The following is a 19,467-nucleotide window of genomic DNA, read 5'->3' as shown; positions in this document are numbered from 1 at the left end:
GAACACCCCACCCCCCACCCGCCACCGCCCCGTAGGCTGCCACCCCATGACCACCAGCAACACCGGCACCGGAGACATCGACCCCGCAGTCCGCGAAGAACTCGCCCGGCTGCGCGACAGCATCGACAACATCGACGCCGCCGTCGTCCACATGCTCGCCGAACGCTTCAAATGCACCCAGCAGGTCGGCCGCCTCAAAGCCCGCCACCACCTGCCACCCGCCGACCCCGCCCGCGAAAGCCGACAGATCACCCGACTGCGCACCCTCGCCGAGAACGCCAAACTCGACCCGGCCTTCGCCGAGAAATTCCTCAACTTCATCATCGCCGAAGTCATCCGCCACCACGAACACATCGCCGACACCACCACCAGGAACACCACCGGCAACTCCACACCCACCACCGACTGACACCCCCGAAAACCCGCAGAGGCGCGCACCGGAGAGCCCCGACAACACCGGACATGGACCACGTACCGATCCGCCTCTGTGCCACACCGGCGGCATCGGGCAGCATGGCCTGCATGTCCGTACTGACGCGCGACGAAGCGCACAACCGAGCACAGCTCCTCGACGTCCACCGCTACACGATCGAACTCGATCTCACCACCGGTGACGACACCTTCGACTCCCACACCCTGATCCGCTTCACCGTCCTCACCGACCAGGACGACACGGACACCTTCGTCGAAGTCAAGCCCGCCGAGCTGCGCTCCGTCACCCTCGACGGACACCCCCTCGACCCCGGCACCCTCCACGGCAACCGACTGCCGCTCAAGGGCCTCACCCCCGGCGAACACGAACTACGCGTCGACGCCACCATGCACTACTCCCGCACCGGCGAAGGCATGCACCGCTTCACCGACCCCGCCGACGGCGAGACCTACGCCTACACCCAGCTCTTCATGGACGACGTCCAACGCGTCTTCGCCGCCTTCGACCAGCCCGACCTCAAAGCCGTCTTCGAGATGACCGTCACCGCCCCCCACAACTGGACGGTCCTCGCCAACGGCATCACCGAACACCTCGGCCAAGGCCGCTGGAAAGCAGCCCCCACCCCCCTCATCTCCACCTACCTCGTCGCCGTCGCCGCAGGCCCCTGGCACACCGTACGCACCGAACACCGCGGCCTGCCCTTCGCCCTCCACTGCCGCCGCTCCCTCGCACCCCACCTTGACACCGACGCCGACGAACTCCTCGACATCACCCGCTCCTGCTTCGACCGCTACCACGAAAAATTCCAGGAACCCTACCCCTTCGACTCCTACGACCAGGCATTCGTCCCCGAATTCAACGCCGGCGCCATGGAGAACCCCGGACTCGTCACCTTCCGCGACGAATTCGTCTTCCGCTCCGCCGTCACCGACACCCAACGCCAGACCCGCGCCATGGTCATCGCCCACGAAATGGCCCACATGTGGTTCGGCGACCTCGTCACCCTCACCTGGTGGGACGACATCTGGCTCAACGAGTCCTTCGCCGAATACATGGGCTACCAGACCACCGCCGAAGCCACCCGCTTCACCGACACCTGGACCGACTTCGGCATCACCCGCAAACCCTGGGGCTACGACGCCGACCAACGCCCCTCCACCCACCCCGTCGCCCCCGAGAACGTCCAGGACACCGCCTCCGCCCTCCTCAACTTCGACGGCATCTCCTACGCCAAGGGCGCCTCCGCACTACGCCAACTCGTCGCCTGGCTCGGCGAAAAGGACTTCCTCGCCGGCATCAACACCCACATCGACCGGCACAAATTCGCCAACGCCACCCTCGCCGACTTCATCGACTCCCTCGCCTCCGCCACCGACCGCGACGTCCACGCCTGGGCCGACGCCTGGCTCCGCACCACCGGCGTCGACACCCTCACCCCCCAACTCCACACCGACAACGGACACTGGCACCTCACCATCCGCCACGCGGACGGCGACAACCGTCCCCACCGCATCACCCTCGGCCTCTACGACCACGACCTCGACGACACCCGCGGCCTCACCCTCCGCACCCGCCTCGAAGCCGACCTCCCCACCCACGGCGACACCACCATCAGCACCCCGGGCCCACGCCCCGCCCTCCTCGTCCTCAACGACGCCGACCTCACCTACGCCAAGATCCGCTTCGACGACGAGTCCTTCCGGACCATCCAGACCCGCCTGTCCGGACTGCCCGACCCCCTCACCCGCGCCGTCACCTGGAACGCCCTGCGCGACGCCGTCCGCGACGGCGACCTCCCCGCCACCACCTACCTGGACATCGCCCGCACCCACCTCCCGCACGAAACCGACCTCGCCCTCGTCCAAGGCGCCCTCGCCTTCGCCACCACCCACATCGCCGACCGCTACGTCACCCCCGAACAACGGCCCGCCGCCCTCACCACCCTCACCGACCTGTGCCGCGACCTCATCCGCCGCACCGAGGACGGCGACCACCCCGACCTGCGCCTCATCGCCGTACGCCACCGCATCGACACCGCCGCCCACCCCCACACCATCGCCGCCTGGCTCGCCGACGGCACCGTCCCCGGCGGCCCCGAACTCGACCCCGAACTCCGCTGGCGCATCCTCACCCGCCTCGCCGTCCTCGACGCCACCGACGAAACCGCCATCGCCGCCGAACTCGCCCACGACCCCAGCGCCACCGGCCAGGAAGGCGCCGCCCGCTGCCGCGCCGCCCTGCCCCACGAAGACGCCAAGGCCCGCGCCTGGGACGCCATGTTCCACACCGACGACCTGTCCAACTACCTGTTCACCGCCACCGCCCAGGGCTTCTGGCAACCCGAACAAGCCGACCTCGTACGCCCCTACGTCGCCCGCTACTACAAGGACGCCGTCGCCCTCGCCGCCCGCCGCGGCCCCGCCCTCGCCGAAGCCGCCGGCCGCTGGGCCTTCCCCGCCCACGCCGTCGACCCCGAGAACCGCCGCCTCGGCGAGAAATGCCTCCGCAAGGCGGACCCGACCCCCGCCCTCCGCCGCAAACTCGTCGACCAGCTCGACGACCTGGCCCGGGCACTGCGCGTACGCCAGGCATGAATTGCGGACGCTTCGCTGTCGGGGGCGCCGCACCTCACGGTACCCCCCGACAATGCGAACTCATGACCGACATATGAACGGCAATCATGAATGCTCATACGAGCAACCGGTCGCACAATTCAACTCTTGTCCATAACCATTCATGCGCAGTCCGCCGAACGGTCACATACGACCTCATCACTACCCATCGGTAAGCCCTAGGCTCAACACCATGCGCCGAGCAAAGATCGTCTGCACGCTGGGGCCCGCCACCGACACATACGACCAGATCAAAGACCTGGTCGACGCCGGAATGGACGTCGCCCGATTCAACCTCAGCCACGGCACCCACGCCGAGCACGAGGAGCGCTACCACCGCGTACGAAAAGCCGCCGACGAAACCGGCCGCAGCGTCGGCCTCCTCGCCGACCTCCAAGGCCCGAAAATCAGACTCGGCCACTTCACCGAAGGCCCCGTACTCCTCGAACACGGCGACACCTTCACCATCACCGTCGAAGACGGCGCCCAAGGCGACCGCCACACCAGCGGCACTACCCACGCCGGCCTCGCAGACGACGTCACCCCCGGCGAACGCATCCTCATCGACGACGGCAAAGTCACCCTCGAAGTCACCGCCATCGACGGCCCCCGCGTCCACACCACCGTCATCGAAGGCGGCATGGTCTCCGACCACAAAGGCCTCAACCTCCCCGGAGTCGCCGTCTCCGTCCCCGCCCTCTCCAAAAAGGACGAGGACGACCTCCGCTGGGCCCTGCGCACCGGCTTCGACATCATCGCCCTCTCCTTCGTACGCAGCGGACGCGACATCAAGGACGTCCACCGCATCATGGAAGAAGAAGGCCGCCACCTCCCCGTCATCGCCAAAATCGAAAAACCCCAAGCCGTCGAGAACATCGACGACATCGTCGCCGCATTCGACGCCGTCATGATCGCCCGCGGAGACCTCGGCGTCGAAATGCCACTCGAACAAGTCCCCATCGTTCAAAAACGCGCCATCAAACTCGCCAAACGCAATGCCAAACCGGTCATCGTCGCCACCCAAATGCTCGACTCGATGATCGACAACGCCCGCCCCACCCGCGCCGAAGCCTCCGACGTCGCCAACGCCGTCATCGACGGCACCGACGCCGTCATGCTCTCCGGCGAAACCAGCGTCGGCAAACACGCCATCCACACCGTCCGCACCATGGCCCGCATCATCGAAGCAGCCGAAGAAGACCTCCTCGCCAAAGGCCTCCCACCCCTCACCGAACGCAACAAACCCCGCACCCAAGGCGGCGCCGTGGCCCGCGCGGCAGCGGAAATCGGCGACTTCCTCGGCGCCGAGTTCCTCGTCGCCTTCACCCGCTCCGGCGACACCGCCCGCCGCCTCTCCCGCTACCGCTCACCCATCCCCCTCCTCGCCTTCACCACCGACCCCGCCACCCGCTCCCAACTCAGCCTCACCTGGGGCGTCGAAACCTTCCTCGGCCCCCACGTCGGCACCACCGACGCCATGGTCGACCAGGTCGACGAACTCCTGCTGCGGTACGCCCGCTGCGAGAAGGGCGACACGGTCGTCATCACGGCCGGCTCCCCACCCGGCGTCCCCGGCTCGACCAACCTCGTCCGAGTCCACCACGTCGGCGAGGACGACACCCCCAAGTAGCCTTCACAGGGTCCCGGTTCAGTACTTGGGGCCCACGTGGCGGTCCATCAGGGCCACGGACGCCTTCTTGGCGACGGAGACGTTGAAGGGGGCGCCGCCCCGGGTGCAGTGCGTCCACTCGACACCGAGCCGGTCCAGGGTGTCGGTGTACAGCCTCCGGATGTCGTCCGACTTGTTGGTGAAGAAGTACCGGGGGTACTCGTAGCGCTTCCGCTCACCGCCGACCACGCGGGTGGTCCAGTTGGTGATCCGGCACCCGTCGGAGTGAACGAGACCGCGGACGAACTCCCACGGGTGAGCGTCGACGATGGCCTGCTGCCAGGGCTCGAGGACGATCGGCCGCTCGTGCTTCTTGCCGGGGCCGTGCTGGGGGAAGAGCCGTGGCCAGTAGGGGGAGTAGCTGGTGACCGCCACGCATCCCTGCTTCGGCTGGACGTAGACGCCGATGCCGGGGCGGACTCGAAGAATGGCTTCACGGCACCGCTCGATCAACCCTGGCCACACGTCCGCGCAGGTGATCCGCAGGTAGTAGCCGGAACGCGGGTGCGCGCTGATGCAGCCATCGCCGAGGTAGAGGCCGAGGAGATAGGCGTACGCAGGCGCATCAGCAGGGGGCCCCGGATCTGGGGCCGCCATGCGTGGGGAGGGCTCCAGGTGCCGCTGCCAGGATCGGAGCGCGGCGCGCGAGATGCCCGTCTCACGGCTCACCGAATTGAGGCTGCGGCCCTGAGCCACCAATGCGAGTGCTTGCTTGCGGGTGCTGATGCCGTACATGTGCACACCGTGTGCCAGCGATCACAGTGACACGCAGCAAAAGGCGGATGTTCACGAGAACGTGGACATCCACGTGGGGCGGAAATCTTGGAATCGAAGGAAAAGTGCCCCGGGTGGGATTCGAACCCACACTGTCGGTGGTTTGAGCACCGCTTCTCTAACCAGTTGGAATACCGGGGCCTGCGAAACGAAGGCTGGCAGTCACCCGCCGTGCCCCCACCCTACCGCAGCTGGGTACGCTCTTGTCAGCAGTACCGGTCTGCCCCGCACCAAGGAGCCCCCACGTGAGCGTCCCCGAGTCGCCCCAGCCAGTAGACGCGTCCGACGACGACAAGTCGCACGTGCCTCCGATGACGACCCGTGTCGTGATCGCCGAGGACGAGGCGCTGATCCGGCTCGATCTCAAGGAGATGCTGGAGGAGGAGGGGTACACCGTCGTCGGTGAGGCCGGTGACGGTGAGCGGGCGGTGGAGCTGGCGCGGGAGCACCGGCCGGATCTGGTGATCCTCGATGTGAAGATGCCGAAGCTGGACGGTATCTCGGCGGCGGAGAAGATCGCCGAGGAGAGTATCGCGCCGGTGTTGATGCTGACGGCGTTCTCGCAGCGTGATCTGGTGGAGCGGGCGCGGGACGCGGGGGCGATGGCGTATCTGGTGAAGCCGTTCTCGAAGAGTGATGTGGTGCCGGCGATCGAGATGGCGGTGTCGCGGTTCACGGAGTTGCGGGAGCTGGAGCGTGAGGTCGCGGATCTGAGTCTGCGGTTGGAGACGCGGAAGCTGGTGGACCGGGCGAAGTCGGTGTTGCAGACGATGTACGGGTTGTCGGAGCCGGCGGCGTTCCGGTGGATCCAGAAGACGTCGATGGATCGTCGGATGTCGATGCAGCAGGTGGCGCAGGCGGTCATCGATGACGCGGCGGAGAAGAAGGCGTCGAAGGGTCAGTGAGGGGTTGTGCGCTTGAGGCCCGGTTCCCGAGGGGGAGCCGGGCCTCAGTGCTGTGCTGTGGTGCGTTGTGGGCGGGTCAGTCGACGCCGAGGTAGGCCTTGCGGACGGATTCGTCGTGGAGGAGTTTCTGTCCGGTTCCGGAGAGGACGATGTTGCCGACTTCCATGACGTGGCCGTGGTCGGCGAGGGAGAGGGCGGCCTGGGCGTTCTGTTCGACGAGCAGGATGGTGGTGCCCTGGGATTTCAGCTCGGCGATGGTGGCCATGATTTTCTGCATCATGATCGGTGAGAGGCCCATGGAGGGTTCGTCGAGCATGAGGAGTTTGGGCTGGGACATGAGTGCTCTGCCCATGGCGAGCATTTGCTGTTCTCCGCCGGAGAGGGTCCCTGCGGCTTGTTTGCGGCGTTCTCCGAGGATGGGGAAGAGGTCGTAGGCGCGTTGGATGTCTTTCTCGATGCCTGCTTTGTCGTTGCGGAGGAAGGCGCCGAGGCGGAGGTTGTCCTCGATGGTCATGCGGGGGAAGATGTGGCGGCCTTCGGGGGAGTGGGCGAGGCCGTGGGCGACGATGTCGTGTGCCGGGATCTTCTTGAGGGATTTTCCGTTGAATTTGATCTGGCCGCCGATGGGTTTGAGGAGGCCGGAGAGGGTGCGCAGGGTGGTGGTTTTGCCGGCGCCGTTGGTGCCGATGAGGGTGACGACTTCGCCGGCTTCGACCTTGAAGGAGATTCCCTTGACGGCTTGGATCTTGCCGTAGGCGACTTTGAGGTCTTCGACTTCGAGGAGTGCGGTCATCGGTCGTTCTCCTTGCCGGGCGCGGCGTCCGTGGTGGCCTCGGCGGCATCGGCGTCTGTCGTGGTTTCGACCTCTGCCTCGGCCTGCGTCTCGGCCTGTGCTTCGGCCCTCTCGACCTCGGCGATCTCCTCCTCGCCGGGTGCTCCCTCGAAGGGCTCGCCGAGGTAGGCGGCGATGACGCGTTCGTCTTGCTGGACGGTGGCGCTGTCGCCTTCGATGAGTTTTTCGCCCTGGACGAGTACGGCGACGCGGTCGCAGAGGTTCATGATGAACCGCATGTCGTGCTCGATGACGAGGATGGCGATGCCCATGTCCCGGATGGCGAAGATCAGTTCTTCGGTGGCGCGGGTTTCCTGCGGGTTCATGCCGGCGGTGGGCTCGTCGAGGAGCAGCAGGCCGGGTTCGCTGGCCAGGGCGCGGGCGATCTCGAGTTTGCGCTGTTCGCCGTAGGGCAGATTGCGGGAGAGGTGGTCGGCCTTGTGGGCGAGGCCGACGAACTCGAGGAGTTCCATGGCGCGTTCGCGGGAGGCGGCTTCGGCCTTGTGGAAGCGGGGGCCGCGCAGCAGGGCGGACCAGAGTCCTTCCTTGGTGCGGGTGTGCCGGCCGACGAGCACGTTTTCCAGGACCGTCATGTTGGCGAACAGGCGGATGTTCTGGAAGGTGCGGGCGATGCCGGCCGCGGTGACCTTGAAGGACTTGGGCGGCAGGATCTTGTCCTTGTAGCGGACTTCGCCCTCGGTGGGGATGTAGAGGCCGGTCAGGCAGTTGAAGAAGGTGGTTTTGCCGGCGCCGTTGGGGCCGATGAGTCCGACGATCTCGCCGCTGTTGACGGTGAGGTCGACTCCGCGTACGGCGGTGAGGCCGCCGAAGCGCATGGTGACGCCCCGTGCGTCGAGGACGGTCTTGCGGGGGGCGGTCGCGTCGGGTGTGGTGCCCTTGGTGGTGGTGTCGGTTGTCATGGGTCAGACCCCTGCCTTGCTGAGGGCTGCGGGCGCTTCCGTGTTCTCGTGGAACTCGAGCTGGCGGCGCCGGTTGGGGATGAGGCCCTCCGGGCGGAAGCGCATGAGCAGGACGAGTGCGAGACCGAAGGCCAGGAGTTGGTAGTCGCCGAGGAACTGGAGCTTGGCCGGGATGAGGTAGAGCAGGGCTGCGCCGACGAGGGGGCCGCTGATGGTGCCCATGCCGCCGAGGACGACCGCGGCGAGCAGGAAGGCGGAGTTGGGCGGGACGACGTGGGCGAACATGTACTGCTCGGGGGTCACGGTGTAGGTGACGTGGGCCTGGACGGCGCCGGCGAGGCCGGCCAGGGTGGCGCCGAGGGCGAAGGCGACGAGCTTGACGCGGAAGCCGTTGATGCCCATGGCGCGTGCGGCGGTCTCGTCCTCGCGGACGGCGATCCAGGCGCGGCCGATGCGGGAGTCGCTGCTGCGCCGGAAGACCACCACGACGACCAGTGTGATGAGCAGCATCAGCAGGAAGTAGTTGGCGAAGCGGCCGATGGTGAATCCGAGGAGGGTGTGTTCCTGGCCGAAGTCGAAGCCGAGGATGTTCAGGTTCGGGATGGAGGAGATGCCGGCGGAGCCGTTGGTGACGTCGGGTCCGGAGGTGCCGTCGGTGTTGAGGACGACGATACGGAAGATCTCACCGAAGCCGAGGGTGACGATGGCGAGGTAGTCGCCGCGCAGCCGCAGGGTGGGGGCGCCGATGAGGACGCCGAAGATCATGGAGACCAGGGCGCCGAGCAGTGCCGAGGCCCAGAACGGCATCTGAATGTGCAGGGGTGAGGACGGTGAGCCGGAGACCAGGGCGGCGGTGTAGGCGCCGACGCCGAGGAAGGCGACGTAGCCGAGGTCGAGAAGACCGGCGAGGCCGACGACGATGTTCAGGCCGAGTGCGACGGTGGCGAAGATGAGGATGTAGACGCCGATGGTCGCGTACTGGTCGTCGGACTGGGTGAAGGGGAAGGCGGCGGCCGCGACGAAGGCGCCGATCATGGTGATGTTGCGGTGCTTGGAGGTGATCGCCGAGACGCGGGCCACCAGTCCGGCCTTGAGGAGCGCGGTGAAGCAGAAGCCGACGGTGATGAGGAAGCCGATGAAGAGTTCGTCGTACGCGGTGCCGATGCCGTAGGTGAAGACGGTGAGGCCGATGGCCATGGCCGCGATGATGATGAGGATCTCGGCGTAGGAGGGGAGTTTGCCGAGGGGGCGGGTGGTGCCGGTGGCGAAGGCTGCTTGGAGCTGCTTCTTGCGGTGGGCTGTCTTGTGCTTGAACTGGTTCCAGCCGCTGTCGTCGGGGTCGATGGGGTCGGGGTCGGGGTGCTCGAAGGGGAGGGCCAGGGCGCCGAGGAGGGCGGTGAGGCTGGTGGTGGCGGCGAGGTAGCCGCCGGGTTCCAGGTTGACGACGCCGCCGAGTTTCACGCTGATGGCGAGCACCGTGTACCAGGTGGTGCCGAAGGTGGCGAGGGCCGCGAGTTTGACGGCCGCGTCGGCGCCGGCGGGGGTGGCCCAGCCGAGGCCCTTGATGTTGTAGGAGGAGAGAGCGAAGAGGGCGGTCAGGGCTCCGCTGATGAGGACGAGTACCTGGAGGCCGCCGGGGTAGCCGTAGACGGTGAGGTCGCCGGGGAAGGCGGAGGTCCAGGTCCAGGCGAGGAAGGCGGAGACGACGGTCAGGAGGGCGCCGCCGGTGGCCAGGGCGCGGCCGATGTGTTCCGGAAGGGGGATGAGTCCGGTGGGTTTGCCACCGGTGGTGGGGGCGCTGGGAGTTTCGGGTGCGGTGGTCTGTGTGGTCATCGGTGTCACGCCCTGTCCGCGACGCGCTCGCCGAGCAGGCCCTGGGGCCGGAACAGCAGCACGAGGATGAGGAGTACGAACGCCCAGACATCGGCCCAGGACTGGCTGCCGAACTGGTGCATGCCGGGGATGTCGGAGATGTAGGCGGTGGCGAGGGTTTCGGCGACGCCGAGGACGAGGCCGCCGATCATGGCTCCGTAGATGTTGCCGATGCCGCCGAGGACTGCCGCGGTGAAGGCCTTGAGGCCGAGGATGAAGCCCATGCGGAATTCGATCTGGCCGTACTTGAGGCCGTAGGCGACACCGCCGACGGCGGCGAAGGTGGCGCCGAGGGCGAAGGCGACCACGATGATGCGGTCGGTGTTGACGCCCATGAGCTTGGCGGTGTCGGGGTCCTGGGCGGTGGCCTGCATGCCGCGTCCCGTACGGGTCTTCATGACGAAGTAGCCGAGGATGGCCATGCTGATCGGGGCGGCGCAGAAGACGAAGATGTCACCGGTCTGGATGGTGACGCTGCCGATCTCGAAGGGGCCTCCGTCGATCTGCGGGAAGGTGCGGGCGGACTTGGCTTCCGGGTACCAGGCCCATACCGCCTGCTGCAGGGCGAGGGAGAGACCGATGGCGGTGATCAGGGGCGCCAGGCGTGGGCCGCCGCGCAGGGGGCGGTAGGCGAACCGTTCCGCCCCCATGGCGACGAGGACGGCGACGATGATGGCGCCGAGGAGCATGAGCGGCAGCGCGATCCACATGGACGTGCCGTTCGGAAGTACCCACAGGTAGACCGAGAGTGCGCCGAAGGCGCCGGTCATGAAGATCTCGCCGTGGGCGAAGTTGATGAGCTGGACGATGCCGTAGACCATTGTGTAGCCGATGGCGACCAGCCCGTACATGGATCCCAGTAGCAGGCCGTTGACCAGCTGCTGCGGCAGTTCGTTCACCGCATGTCCTCCGAGACGTTCGGATGTTCGACGGATTGTGGCCGGATGCGGGCACGCGCGGGGCGCCAGTGGAACAGCGCCCCGCGCGGCTGGTGAGCGGTAGGGCTTGGTCAGCCCGTGAAGGTACCGGACTTGACGGGCACGAAGGCGCCGTCCTCGACCTTGTAGACGGTGAGCTGCTTGTTGGTGGCGTCACCGAACTCGTCGAAGGAGACCTTGCCGGTCACTCCGTCGAAGGAGACGTTCTGCATGGCCTCGGTGACCTTGGCGCGGGCGTCGGAGGGCAGCTCGCCGCCGTTGTCCTCGACGACCTTCTTGACGGCCTCGATGATGGCCCAGGCGGAGTCGTAGGAGTAGCCGCCGTAGGCCGAGTACTCGTCCTTGTAGCCGGCGTCCTTGTAGTCGGCCACGAACTGCTTGGCGGAGTCGAGTTCCTCGACCGGGGCGCCGACGGAGGTGGCGAGGTCGCCGGTGCTGTCGGGGCCCGCCAGTTTGACGAAGTCGGCGTCGTTGATGCCGTCGCCGCCGACGAGCGGGATCTTGGCGCCGGCTGCCTTGATCTGCTTGCTGAGCGGGCCGGCCTGCGGGTACTCGCCGCCGTAGTAGACGACGTCCGCGCCGGACTTCTTCACCTTGGTGGCGACCGCGGAGAAGTCCTTGGTGTCGGGGTTGATGTGCTCGGTGCCGACGACCTTGCCGCCGAGCTTCTTGAACTCCTCGGTGAAGGTGCCGGCGAGGCCCGCGCCGTAGGTCTTCTTGTCGTCGATGACGAAGACCTTCTTCTTCTTGGCGTCGTTGTAGACGTACTGCGCGGCGAACGGGCCCTGGACGGCGTCCGTGGTCGAGGTGCGGAAGTAGGCCTTGTACTGGCGTACCTTCTTGGTCTGCCAGTCGGGGCCCTGGCTGAGGGAGGGGCCGGTGTTGGCGGGGGAGACCTGGACCAGCTTCGCGTCGTCGAAGACCTTCTGCATGGACTCGGAGACGGAGGAGTTGAGGGGGCCGACGGCGCCGAGGACGGTCTCGTCGGCGACGAGTTTGACGGCGTTCTGCTGGCCCGAGGAGGGCTGTGCCTGGTCGTCGAGGGCCAGGATCTTGAAGGTGACGCCCTTGACGAAGTTCTGCTTGTTGGCAGTCTTGGCGGCCAGGTCGGCGGAGTTCTTGATGCCGAGACCCAGTGCGGACAGGTCGCCGGTCAGCGGGGCGTCGACGCCGATGGTGACGGTGGTGGTGCCGCCGTTGCCGGAGTCCGATCCCTCGTCTCCGCCTCGTGAGCCGCAGGCGGTGAGGGTGAGTGCTCCCGCCGCCAGTGTGGCGGTGATGGCGATGAGCGAACGTTGACGCACGATCCAGTCCTTTCCCCTGACGGTCGTTTCCCGGTGGAAACGGCCGAGTCGAGCGCTGGGCCGAAGTGACAATCAGGCGGCGCGGTGACTGGCCGTGACTCTAAGCGGGCGTGGGGAATATGGAGGAGGGTCTGGCCAAGGCTGTGACTCTCTTGTTATGACACGACGTATTGCAGAGCGGTACTCGGTGGGGGGAACGGCTGAATTCTCGCCGTTTTGCCCCGTCCGCATCATGAGAAACCGCAGGACCCGGCGGGGGACGTTCAGGTGTATCAGCCGTTTTGGTGATTACTCGAATTCGTTGCTGCAGGCGACCTGTGTGGCCTGGGAGAAGTCCTGCGTGTGGCGTGATCCGGAGGCGAAGCGGAATACCTGTATTGCACACGCAATACGTAGAGTTACGGCCGGAGAGGGGGGCACGACGTTCAGTGAAACGTTTCTTCCCTCCGCGGCGTGCGGGCCTGATAGTGATCTTGCGGAAGAAGGCCGATTCTTTGTCCGGAAAGGGGGTTGCGTGGGGCGGGGATCACGGAAAGGCCGTGTACGGCCGGGATATCACCGTAACGATGGCCGTAGTGCCGGATTCCGCCCGGAGGTCGGTATTGAATATGAGGTTCCGTTTCCCTGTTTCGAGGGGTGTGACCTGCGGTTTCAGCGGGCGGCGGGGAGAGCGGTGAGCGTGGTTCCACGGGGCCGTCCCGCTCATCGCCCGGGCCCGGGCCCGGTGCGCCGGTGCGGTACCGCCGGTGCGGGCCTCGCGTACCTGACGGTCGATCACCGCATGTGCGGCCTGGAGGCCTTGGCGTTTTCTGACGGGGCGTGCGGCGTCCACCGCTGCGCGCAGGATGTCGTACCGGCCGTTGGACAGGCCCGTCGACCGGTGGTCGCCGTGGGCGGTGCCCTCCAGTACCTCGCGGGACCGGTGGGCGACGAGGCGCACGCAGACGTCCTCGGCGGGGGTCGCCGAGGGTGACGGCCGGGGTGTGGGCGGGGCGGGGTGCCGGTGGGGCCGGCTCCGGACGGGCCGCAGCCGGCGGCCGGGACGACCGTCAGGAGCGGTACCGCGGTGGGCAGGGGGTCGAGAGCCCGCCCGGCGGGTCGAAAGGCGCCCTGCCGCTTCGTGTCCGAAGCGGCAGGGCGCCCGCCGCCCGCGGGCAACGGCGGTGCGGGGCCGTGATGACGTGATGACGCCGGTCCCGTGGTCGTGCCGGGAAACGGGTGCGGGGGCGGCCGCACGGCCGCCCCCGCACCCTCACCCACCGGTCAGTTCGTGGCGCCGGCCACCCGCTCCGTGTCGCCCGGGTTGTCGCCCGGGTTCACGTCCCGCAGCAGACAGGTCAGCCGCGCGGTGCACACCCGCTTGTCCGCCTCGTCGCTGATGACGATCTCGTACGTCGCCGTGGACCGCCCCCGGTGCACCGGGGTGGCGACGCCGGTGACCAGGCCGGAGCGGGCGCCCCGGTGGTGGGTGCAGTTGAGGTCGACGCCCACGGCGATCTTGGAGCTGCCGCCGTGCAGCATCGACCCCACCGAGCCCAGGGTCTCGGCCAGTACGGCGGAGGCGCCGCCGTGCAGCAGTCCGTAGGGCTGGGTGTTGCCCTCCACCGGCATCGTCCCGACGACCCGCTCGGCCGAGGCCTCCAGTATCTGCACGCCCATGCGGGTACCGAGATGGCCCGCGGAGAAGAGTGCCTGCAGATCCACGCCGAGCGCGGCGTACTCGTCGATGACCTCTTGCGGGAACTTCACGTGCTGCTGCTCTCCCATGGGGCCCGGCTCCGTTCGTCGTGATCACTACGGCATACGGCACTGCGGCGCCGCCGCGACCGCGGCGGCGGCCACTGAGCAAACGCTCAGTCGGTCGCCGATTGTTCCAGACGGACCACGACGGACTTGCTGGCCGGGGTGTTGCTGGTGTCCGCGGTCGCGTCCAGCGGCACCAGGACGTTGGTCTCCGGGTAGTACGCGGCGGCGCAGCCGCGGGCCGTCGGGTAGTGCACGACGCGGAAACCGGGCGCCCTGCGCTCCACGATGTCCTTGTCGGCGTTGTCGGCGTTGTCCTTGTCGGCCTTCCACTCGCTGACCAGGTCGACGTACGAGCCGTCCGCGAGCCGCAGTTCCCGTGCGTCCTGCGGGTTGACGAGCACCACGCGGCGGCCGTTCTTGATGCCCCGGTAGCGGTCGTCCAGGCCGTAGATCGTGGTGTTGTACTGGTCGTGCGAGCGCAGCGTCTGCAACAGCAGCCTCCCCTCGGGCAGTTCGGGGTACTCCACCGGCGCGGCGGTGAAGTTGGCCTTGCCGGTGGCCGTGGGGAAGCGCCGTTCGTCACGCGGGGCGTGGGGGAGGGCGAACCCTCCGGGGTGCGCCACGCGCGCGTTGAAGTCCTCGAAGCCGGGGATCACGCGCGCGATGCGGTCGCGGATCGTCGCGTAGTCCTTCTCGAACTCCTCCCACGGGACCTTGCTGTCCGCGCCGAGGACCCGGCGGGCCAGCCGGCACACGATGGCCGGTTCGGACAGCAGGTGCCCGCTCGCCGGTTCGAGGCGGCCGCGGGAGGCGTGCACCATGCCCATGGAGTCCTCGACCGTGACGAACTGCTCGCCGCTGTCCTGCAGGTCGCGTTCGGTGCGGCCCAGGGTCGGCAAGATCAGGGCGCGCGCGCCGGTGACGACGTGCGAGCGGTTCAGCTTGGTCGACACGTGCACGGTCAGCCGGGCCCGGCGCATCGCGGCCTCGGTGACCTCCGTGTCGGGGGAGGCGGAGACGAAGTTGCCGCCCATGGCGAAGAACACCTTCGCCCGCCCGTCGCGCAGCGCGCGGATGGCCCGTACGACGTCGTAGCCGTGCTCGCGCGGGGGCGCGAAGCCGAACTCCTTCTCCAGGGCGTCCAGGAACTCCGGTGCGGGTCTCTCGAAGATGCCCATGGTGCGGTCGCCCTGCACGTTGGAGTGGCCGCGCACCGGGCAGACGCCCGCGCCGGGGCGGCCGATGTTGCCGCGCAGCAGCAGGAAGTTGACGATCTCGCGGATCGTGGGCACGGAGTGCTTGTGCTGGGTGAGGCCCATCGCCCAGCACACGATGACGCGCTTCGATTCGAGGACCATGCGCAGGCACTGCTCGATGTCGCCGCGGGTGAGGCCGGTCGCGGCGAGCGTCGCGTCCCAGTCGGCGGCGCGGGCGGCCTCGGCGAACTCCTCGTAGCCGTGCGTGTGTTCGCGGACGAAGTCCTCGTCGACGGCGCCGGGCGTGTCGACGATCAGCTTGTTGAGGATGCGGAAGAGGGCCTGGTCGCCGCCGAGGCGGATCTGCAGGAACAGGTCGGTCAGGGCGGCGCCGGCGGTGAGGCCCTTGGGGGTCTGCGGGTTCTTGAAGCGCTCCAGGCCCGCCTCGGGCAGCGGGTTGACGGTGATGATCCGCGCGCCGTTCGCCTTGGCCTTCTCCAGGGCGGACAGCATGCGGGGGTGGTTGGTGCCGGGGTTCTGTCCGGCGACGATGATCAGGTCGGACTTGTAGAGGTCCTCCAGCAGGACGCTGCCCTTGCCGACGCCGATCGTCTCGGACAGGGCGGAGCCGGAGGACTCGTGGCACAGGTTCGAGCAGTCGGGCAGGTTGTTGGTGCCGAGCTCGCGCGCGAAGAGCTGGTAGAGGAAGGCAGCCTCGTTGCTGGTGCGTCCGGAGGTGTAGAAGAGGGCCTCGTCGGGGGAGCCGAGGGCGGCGATCTCCTCGGCGACGATGTCGAAGGCGCGCTCCCAGGTGACGGGCTCGTAGCGGTCGCCGCCCTCGGGGAGGTACACGGGGTGGGTCAGGCGGCCCTGCTGGCCCAGCCAGTAGCCGCTGCGGCCGGCCAGGTCGGCGACGGGGTGCGCGGCGAAGAACTCGGGGGTGACCCGGCGCAGGGTGGCCTCCTCGGCCACGGCCTTCGCGCCGTTCTCGCAGAACTCCGCGGTGTGCCGGTGCTCGGGCTCCGGCCACGCGCAGCCCGGACAGTCGAAGCCGTCCTTCTGGTTGACGTTGAGCAGGGTCAGCGCCGTCCGTTTCACGCCCATCTGCCGGTGCGCCATACGCAGGCTGTGGCCGATCGCCGTGAGGCCCGCGGCCGCGTGTTTCGGCTCGGTGACCTGCGGCGCGTCCTGGACCGGATCACCCTTGGGCGGCTTGGTGGCCATCGCGCACTCCTCTTCGCGTACACGTGTGACGTGGGCCTCTGATCCTCGCACGCGGCGGTGACCATGAAGAGGGCCGGGCGGAGGCCGGGGGATCCGGGGGCCGGCCGGGGCGGTCCCGGTGCCGCGGGGCGGCCCCGGGTGCGGGGGCGGGGCCGAGTGTCAGTGACGCGTGGCAGGATCGGGGGCGTGGCAGAGACAGCAGCGAAGAAGACCGACCAGACCTCCGGCGAGACCCGTCCGCGACTGATGCTCATGGACGGGCACTCGCTGGCCTACCGCGCGTTCTTCGCGCTGCCCGCGGAGAACTTCACGACCGCGACGGGCCAGCCGACGAACGCGATCTACGGTTTCGCGTCGATGCTGGCGAACACGCTGCGCGACGAGGCGCCCACCCACTTCGCGGTGGCCTTCGACGTCTCCCGCAAGACCTGGCGGTCGGCGGAGTTCCCCGAGTACAAGGCGAACCGCTCCAAGACACCGGACGAGTTCAAGGGACAGGTCGAGCTGATCGGTGAGCTGCTCGACGCGATGCGCGCCCCGCGCTTCGCCGTCGAGGGCTTCGAGGCGGACGACGTCATCGCCACGCTCGCCACCCGCGCCGAGGCCGAGGGCTTCGACGTGCTGATCGTCACCGGCGACCGGGACTCCTTCCAGCTGGTCTCCGACCGCACCACGGTGCTGTACCCGACCAAGGGCGTCTCCGAGCTGACCCGGTTCACCCCGGAGAAGGTGGTCGAGAAGTACGGGCTGACGCCCGCGCAGTACCCGGACTTCGCGGCGCTGCGCGGCGACCCGTCCGACAACCTGCCCGGCATCCCCGGCGTCGGCGAGAAGACGGCCGCGAAGTGGATCAACCAGTTCGGTTCCTTCGCGGACCTCGTCGAGCGCGTCGACGAGGTCAAGGGCAAGGCCGGGCAGAACCTGCGCGACCACCTGGAGTCGGTCAAGCTCAACCGCCGCCTCACCGAGCTGGAGCGGCAGGTCGAGCTGGGCAGGGACGTCGCCGACCTGGAGCGGACCGCCTACGACCGCAAGGCCGTCGCGGTGATCCTGGACACCCTGGAGATCAGGAACCCGTCGCTGCGTGAGCGGCTCTTCGCCGTCGACCCGGGCGCGCAGGAGTCCGAGGCAGCCCCGGTCGTCGCGGACGGGGTGGAGCTGGACGGCACCGTCCTGGGCGCGGGCGAGCTGGCCGGCTGGCTCTCCGAGCACGGCACCGCGCCCCTCGGCGTCGCCACGGTCGACACCTGGGCGCTGGGGACCGGCTCGGTCGCCGAGATCGCCCTGGCCGCGGCCGCGGGGCCGGCCGCCTGGTTCGACCCGGCCGAGCTGGACGAGGGCGACGAGCGGGCGTTCGCCGCGTGGCTCGCCGACGAGGACCGGTCCAAGGTGTTCCACAACGCCAAGGGCGCGATGCGGGTCTTCGCCGAGCACGGCTGGAGCATCCGGGGCGTCTCCATGGACACCGCGCTCGCCGCCTACCTGGTCAAGCCGGGCCGCCGCTCCTTCGACCTGGACGCACTGTCCCTGGAGTACCTGCACCGCGAGCTGGCGCCCGCCGCCACGGCCGACGGCCAGCTGGCCTTCGGCGCGGACGACACCGCCGAGGCCGAGGCGCTGATGGTGCAGGCCCGCGCGGTCCTCGACCTGGGCGAGGCCTTCGAGGGCCGCCTCCAGGACGTGGGCGCCGCGGATCTGCTGCGGGACGTGGAACTGCCGACGTCCGTCCTGCTGGCCCGCATGGAACGGCACGGCATCGCGGCGGACCGGGCCCACCTCGAGGGCATGGAGCAGATGTTCGCGGGCGCCGTGCAGCAGGCCGTGAAGGAGGCGCACGCGGCGGCGGGACACGAGTTCAACCTGGGCTCGCCCAAGCAGCTCCAGGAGGTCCTCTTCGGTGAACTCGGCCTGCCGAAGACGAAGAAGACCAAGACCGGGTACACCACCGACGCCGACGCCCTGGCCTGGCTGGCGGGCCGGACCGACAACGAGCTGCCGGTGATCATGCTCCGGCACCGTGAGCAGGCGAAGCTGCGCGTCACCGTCGAGGGGCTGATCAAGACCATCGCCGCGGACGGCCGCATCCACACCACGTTCAACCAGACGGTCGCCGCCACCGGCCGCCTGTCGTCGACCGACCCGAACCTGCAGAACATCCCGGTCCGTACCGACGAGGGCCGCGCGATCCGTCGCGGGTTCGTCGTCGGGGAAGGCTTCGAGTCGCTGATGACGGCGGACTACAGCCAGATCGAACTGCGGGTGATGGCCCACCTCTCCGAGGACGCCGGCCTCATCGAGGCGTTCACCTCCGGCGAGGACCTGCACACCACCGCCGCCGCGCAGGTGTTCGGGGTCGAGCAGTCCGCGGTCGACGCGGAGATGCGCCGCAAGATCAAGGCGATGTCGTACGGCCTCGCGTACGGATTGTCCGCCTTCGGCCTCTCCCAGCAGCTGAACATCGAGGCGGCCGAGGCCCGCGCCCTGATGGACGCGTACTTCGAGCGGTTCGGCGGGGTACGGGACTATCTGCGCCGCGTGGTCGAGGAGGCTCGGGCGACGGGCTACACGGCGACGCTCTTCGGCCGCCGGCGCTACCTGCCCGACCTCAACAGCGACAACCGCCAACGCCGCGAGGCGGCCGAGCGGATGGCGCTGAACGCACCGATCCAGGGCACGGCGGCGGACATCGTCAAGATCGCCATGCTGAACGTGGACCGAGCGCTGCGCGAGGCGGACCTCACGTCCCGGATGCTCCTGCAGGTCCACGACGAGATCGTCCTGGAGATCGCCCCCGGCGAGCGCCCGGCCGCGGAAGAGCTGATCCGCCGGGAGATGGCCGCAGCGGTCCGGCTCCGCGTCCCCCTGGGCGTCTCGATCGGCGCGGGCCCGGACTGGGAGTCGGCGGCGCACTAGCCCTGCGGGGCGGAGGCGGCGGGCCGCGACGGAGGGCGCTCGACGGGTGCCCCCCGTCACGGCCCCGTCCTCGTCTCCGGTCCCCTGAGGGGTCTCACTCGCGTGGACCTCGCGGGCGGGCCGTGGCGG

Annotated in this window: 13 protein-coding genes and 1 tRNA gene; 5 read left to right on the top strand and 9 right to left on the bottom strand. The window is 68.6% G+C overall.

Annotated elements, in window-relative coordinates:
• Window positions 1-46: 46 nt before the first annotated feature.
• From AB0I73_RS10985 to pyk, 3 genes are all read left to right on the top strand, one after another.
• Window positions 47-409 (top strand): chorismate mutase, encoded by a 363-nt coding sequence (locus AB0I73_RS10985; protein WP_363035964.1) that lies wholly within the window; start codon window positions 47-49, stop codon window positions 407-409.
• 104 nt (window positions 410-513) lie between these two features.
• Window positions 514-3,027 carry an aminopeptidase N gene (gene pepN, locus AB0I73_RS10980; protein WP_363036005.1) on the top strand — a complete coding sequence of 838 codons (2,514 nt, stop codon included), beginning with the start codon at window positions 514-516 and terminating at the stop codon, window positions 3,025-3,027.
• A 211-nt stretch (window positions 3,028-3,238) separates the two neighbouring features.
• Window positions 3,239-4,675 (top strand): pyruvate kinase, encoded by a 1,437-nt coding sequence (gene pyk, locus AB0I73_RS10975; protein WP_363035962.1) that lies wholly within the window; start codon window positions 3,239-3,241, stop codon window positions 4,673-4,675.
• 18 nt (window positions 4,676-4,693) lie between these two features.
• On the opposite strand, the gene AB0I73_RS10970 is transcribed toward pyk, so the two are convergent.
• Together AB0I73_RS10970 and AB0I73_RS10965 are read right to left on the bottom strand one after the other, a co-directional pair.
• Window positions 4,694-5,449 (bottom strand): helix-turn-helix domain-containing protein, encoded by a 756-nt coding sequence (locus AB0I73_RS10970; protein WP_363035960.1) that lies wholly within the window; start codon window positions 5,447-5,449, stop codon window positions 4,694-4,696.
• Between the two features lie 105 nt (window positions 5,450-5,554).
• Window positions 5,555-5,629 (bottom strand) — tRNA-Leu (locus AB0I73_RS10965).
• A gap of 104 nt (window positions 5,630-5,733) precedes the next feature.
• Between AB0I73_RS10965 and AB0I73_RS10960 the strand changes: the two genes are divergently transcribed.
• Complete coding sequence (locus AB0I73_RS10960; RefSeq protein ID WP_363035958.1) at window positions 5,734-6,393, top strand: response regulator; 660 nt, start codon at window positions 5,734-5,736, stop codon at window positions 6,391-6,393.
• Window positions 6,394-6,469: 76 nt separating this feature from the next.
• On the opposite strand, the gene AB0I73_RS10955 is transcribed toward AB0I73_RS10960, so the two are convergent.
• From AB0I73_RS10955 to AB0I73_RS10925, 7 genes are all read right to left on the bottom strand, one after another.
• Window positions 6,470-7,186, bottom strand: a complete 717-nt coding sequence (locus AB0I73_RS10955) for an ABC transporter ATP-binding protein (RefSeq protein ID WP_363035956.1) — start codon at window positions 7,184-7,186, stop codon at window positions 6,470-6,472.
• A complete protein-coding gene (locus tag AB0I73_RS10950) occupies window positions 7,183-8,145 on the bottom strand; it encodes an ABC transporter ATP-binding protein (protein WP_363035954.1) in 963 nt (320 codons plus the stop codon). The genes AB0I73_RS10955 and AB0I73_RS10950 overlap by 4 nt, the downstream gene beginning before the upstream one ends.
• Before the next feature lie 3 nt (window positions 8,146-8,148).
• Window positions 8,149-9,978: a branched-chain amino acid ABC transporter permease gene (locus AB0I73_RS10945; RefSeq protein ID WP_363035952.1), complete on the bottom strand. Its 1,830-nt coding sequence runs from the start codon at window positions 9,976-9,978 to the stop codon at window positions 8,149-8,151.
• A gap of 5 nt (window positions 9,979-9,983) precedes the next feature.
• Complete coding sequence (locus tag AB0I73_RS10940) at window positions 9,984-10,916, bottom strand: branched-chain amino acid ABC transporter permease (RefSeq protein ID WP_279336606.1); 933 nt, start codon at window positions 10,914-10,916, stop codon at window positions 9,984-9,986.
• 110 nt (window positions 10,917-11,026) lie between these two features.
• Window positions 11,027-12,259 (bottom strand): branched-chain amino acid ABC transporter substrate-binding protein, encoded by a 1,233-nt coding sequence (locus tag AB0I73_RS10935; protein WP_363035950.1) that lies wholly within the window; start codon window positions 12,257-12,259, stop codon window positions 11,027-11,029.
• Window positions 12,260-13,522: 1,263 nt separating this feature from the next.
• The gene (locus AB0I73_RS10930) at window positions 13,523-14,026 is read right to left on the bottom strand and encodes a hotdog fold thioesterase (RefSeq protein ID WP_363035948.1); all 504 of its coding nucleotides are present in this window, start codon (window positions 14,024-14,026) and stop codon (window positions 13,523-13,525) included.
• Between the two features lie 86 nt (window positions 14,027-14,112).
• Window positions 14,113-16,425 carry an FdhF/YdeP family oxidoreductase gene (locus tag AB0I73_RS10925; RefSeq protein WP_363035946.1) on the bottom strand — a complete coding sequence of 771 codons (2,313 nt, stop codon included), beginning with the start codon at window positions 16,423-16,425 and terminating at the stop codon, window positions 14,113-14,115.
• A gap of 186 nt (window positions 16,426-16,611) precedes the next feature.
• Between AB0I73_RS10925 and polA the strand changes: the two genes are divergently transcribed.
• Window positions 16,612-19,338 (top strand): DNA polymerase I, encoded by a 2,727-nt coding sequence (polA, locus tag AB0I73_RS10920; RefSeq protein WP_363035944.1) that lies wholly within the window; start codon window positions 16,612-16,614, stop codon window positions 19,336-19,338.
• Window positions 19,339-19,467: the final 129 nt, after the last annotated feature.

The organism is Streptomyces sp. NPDC050388, from assembly GCF_040655635.1.
Lineage (GTDB): Bacteria > Actinomycetota > Actinomycetes > Streptomycetales > Streptomycetaceae > Streptomyces.
This window is presented reverse-complemented; position numbering and strand designations above follow the sequence as displayed.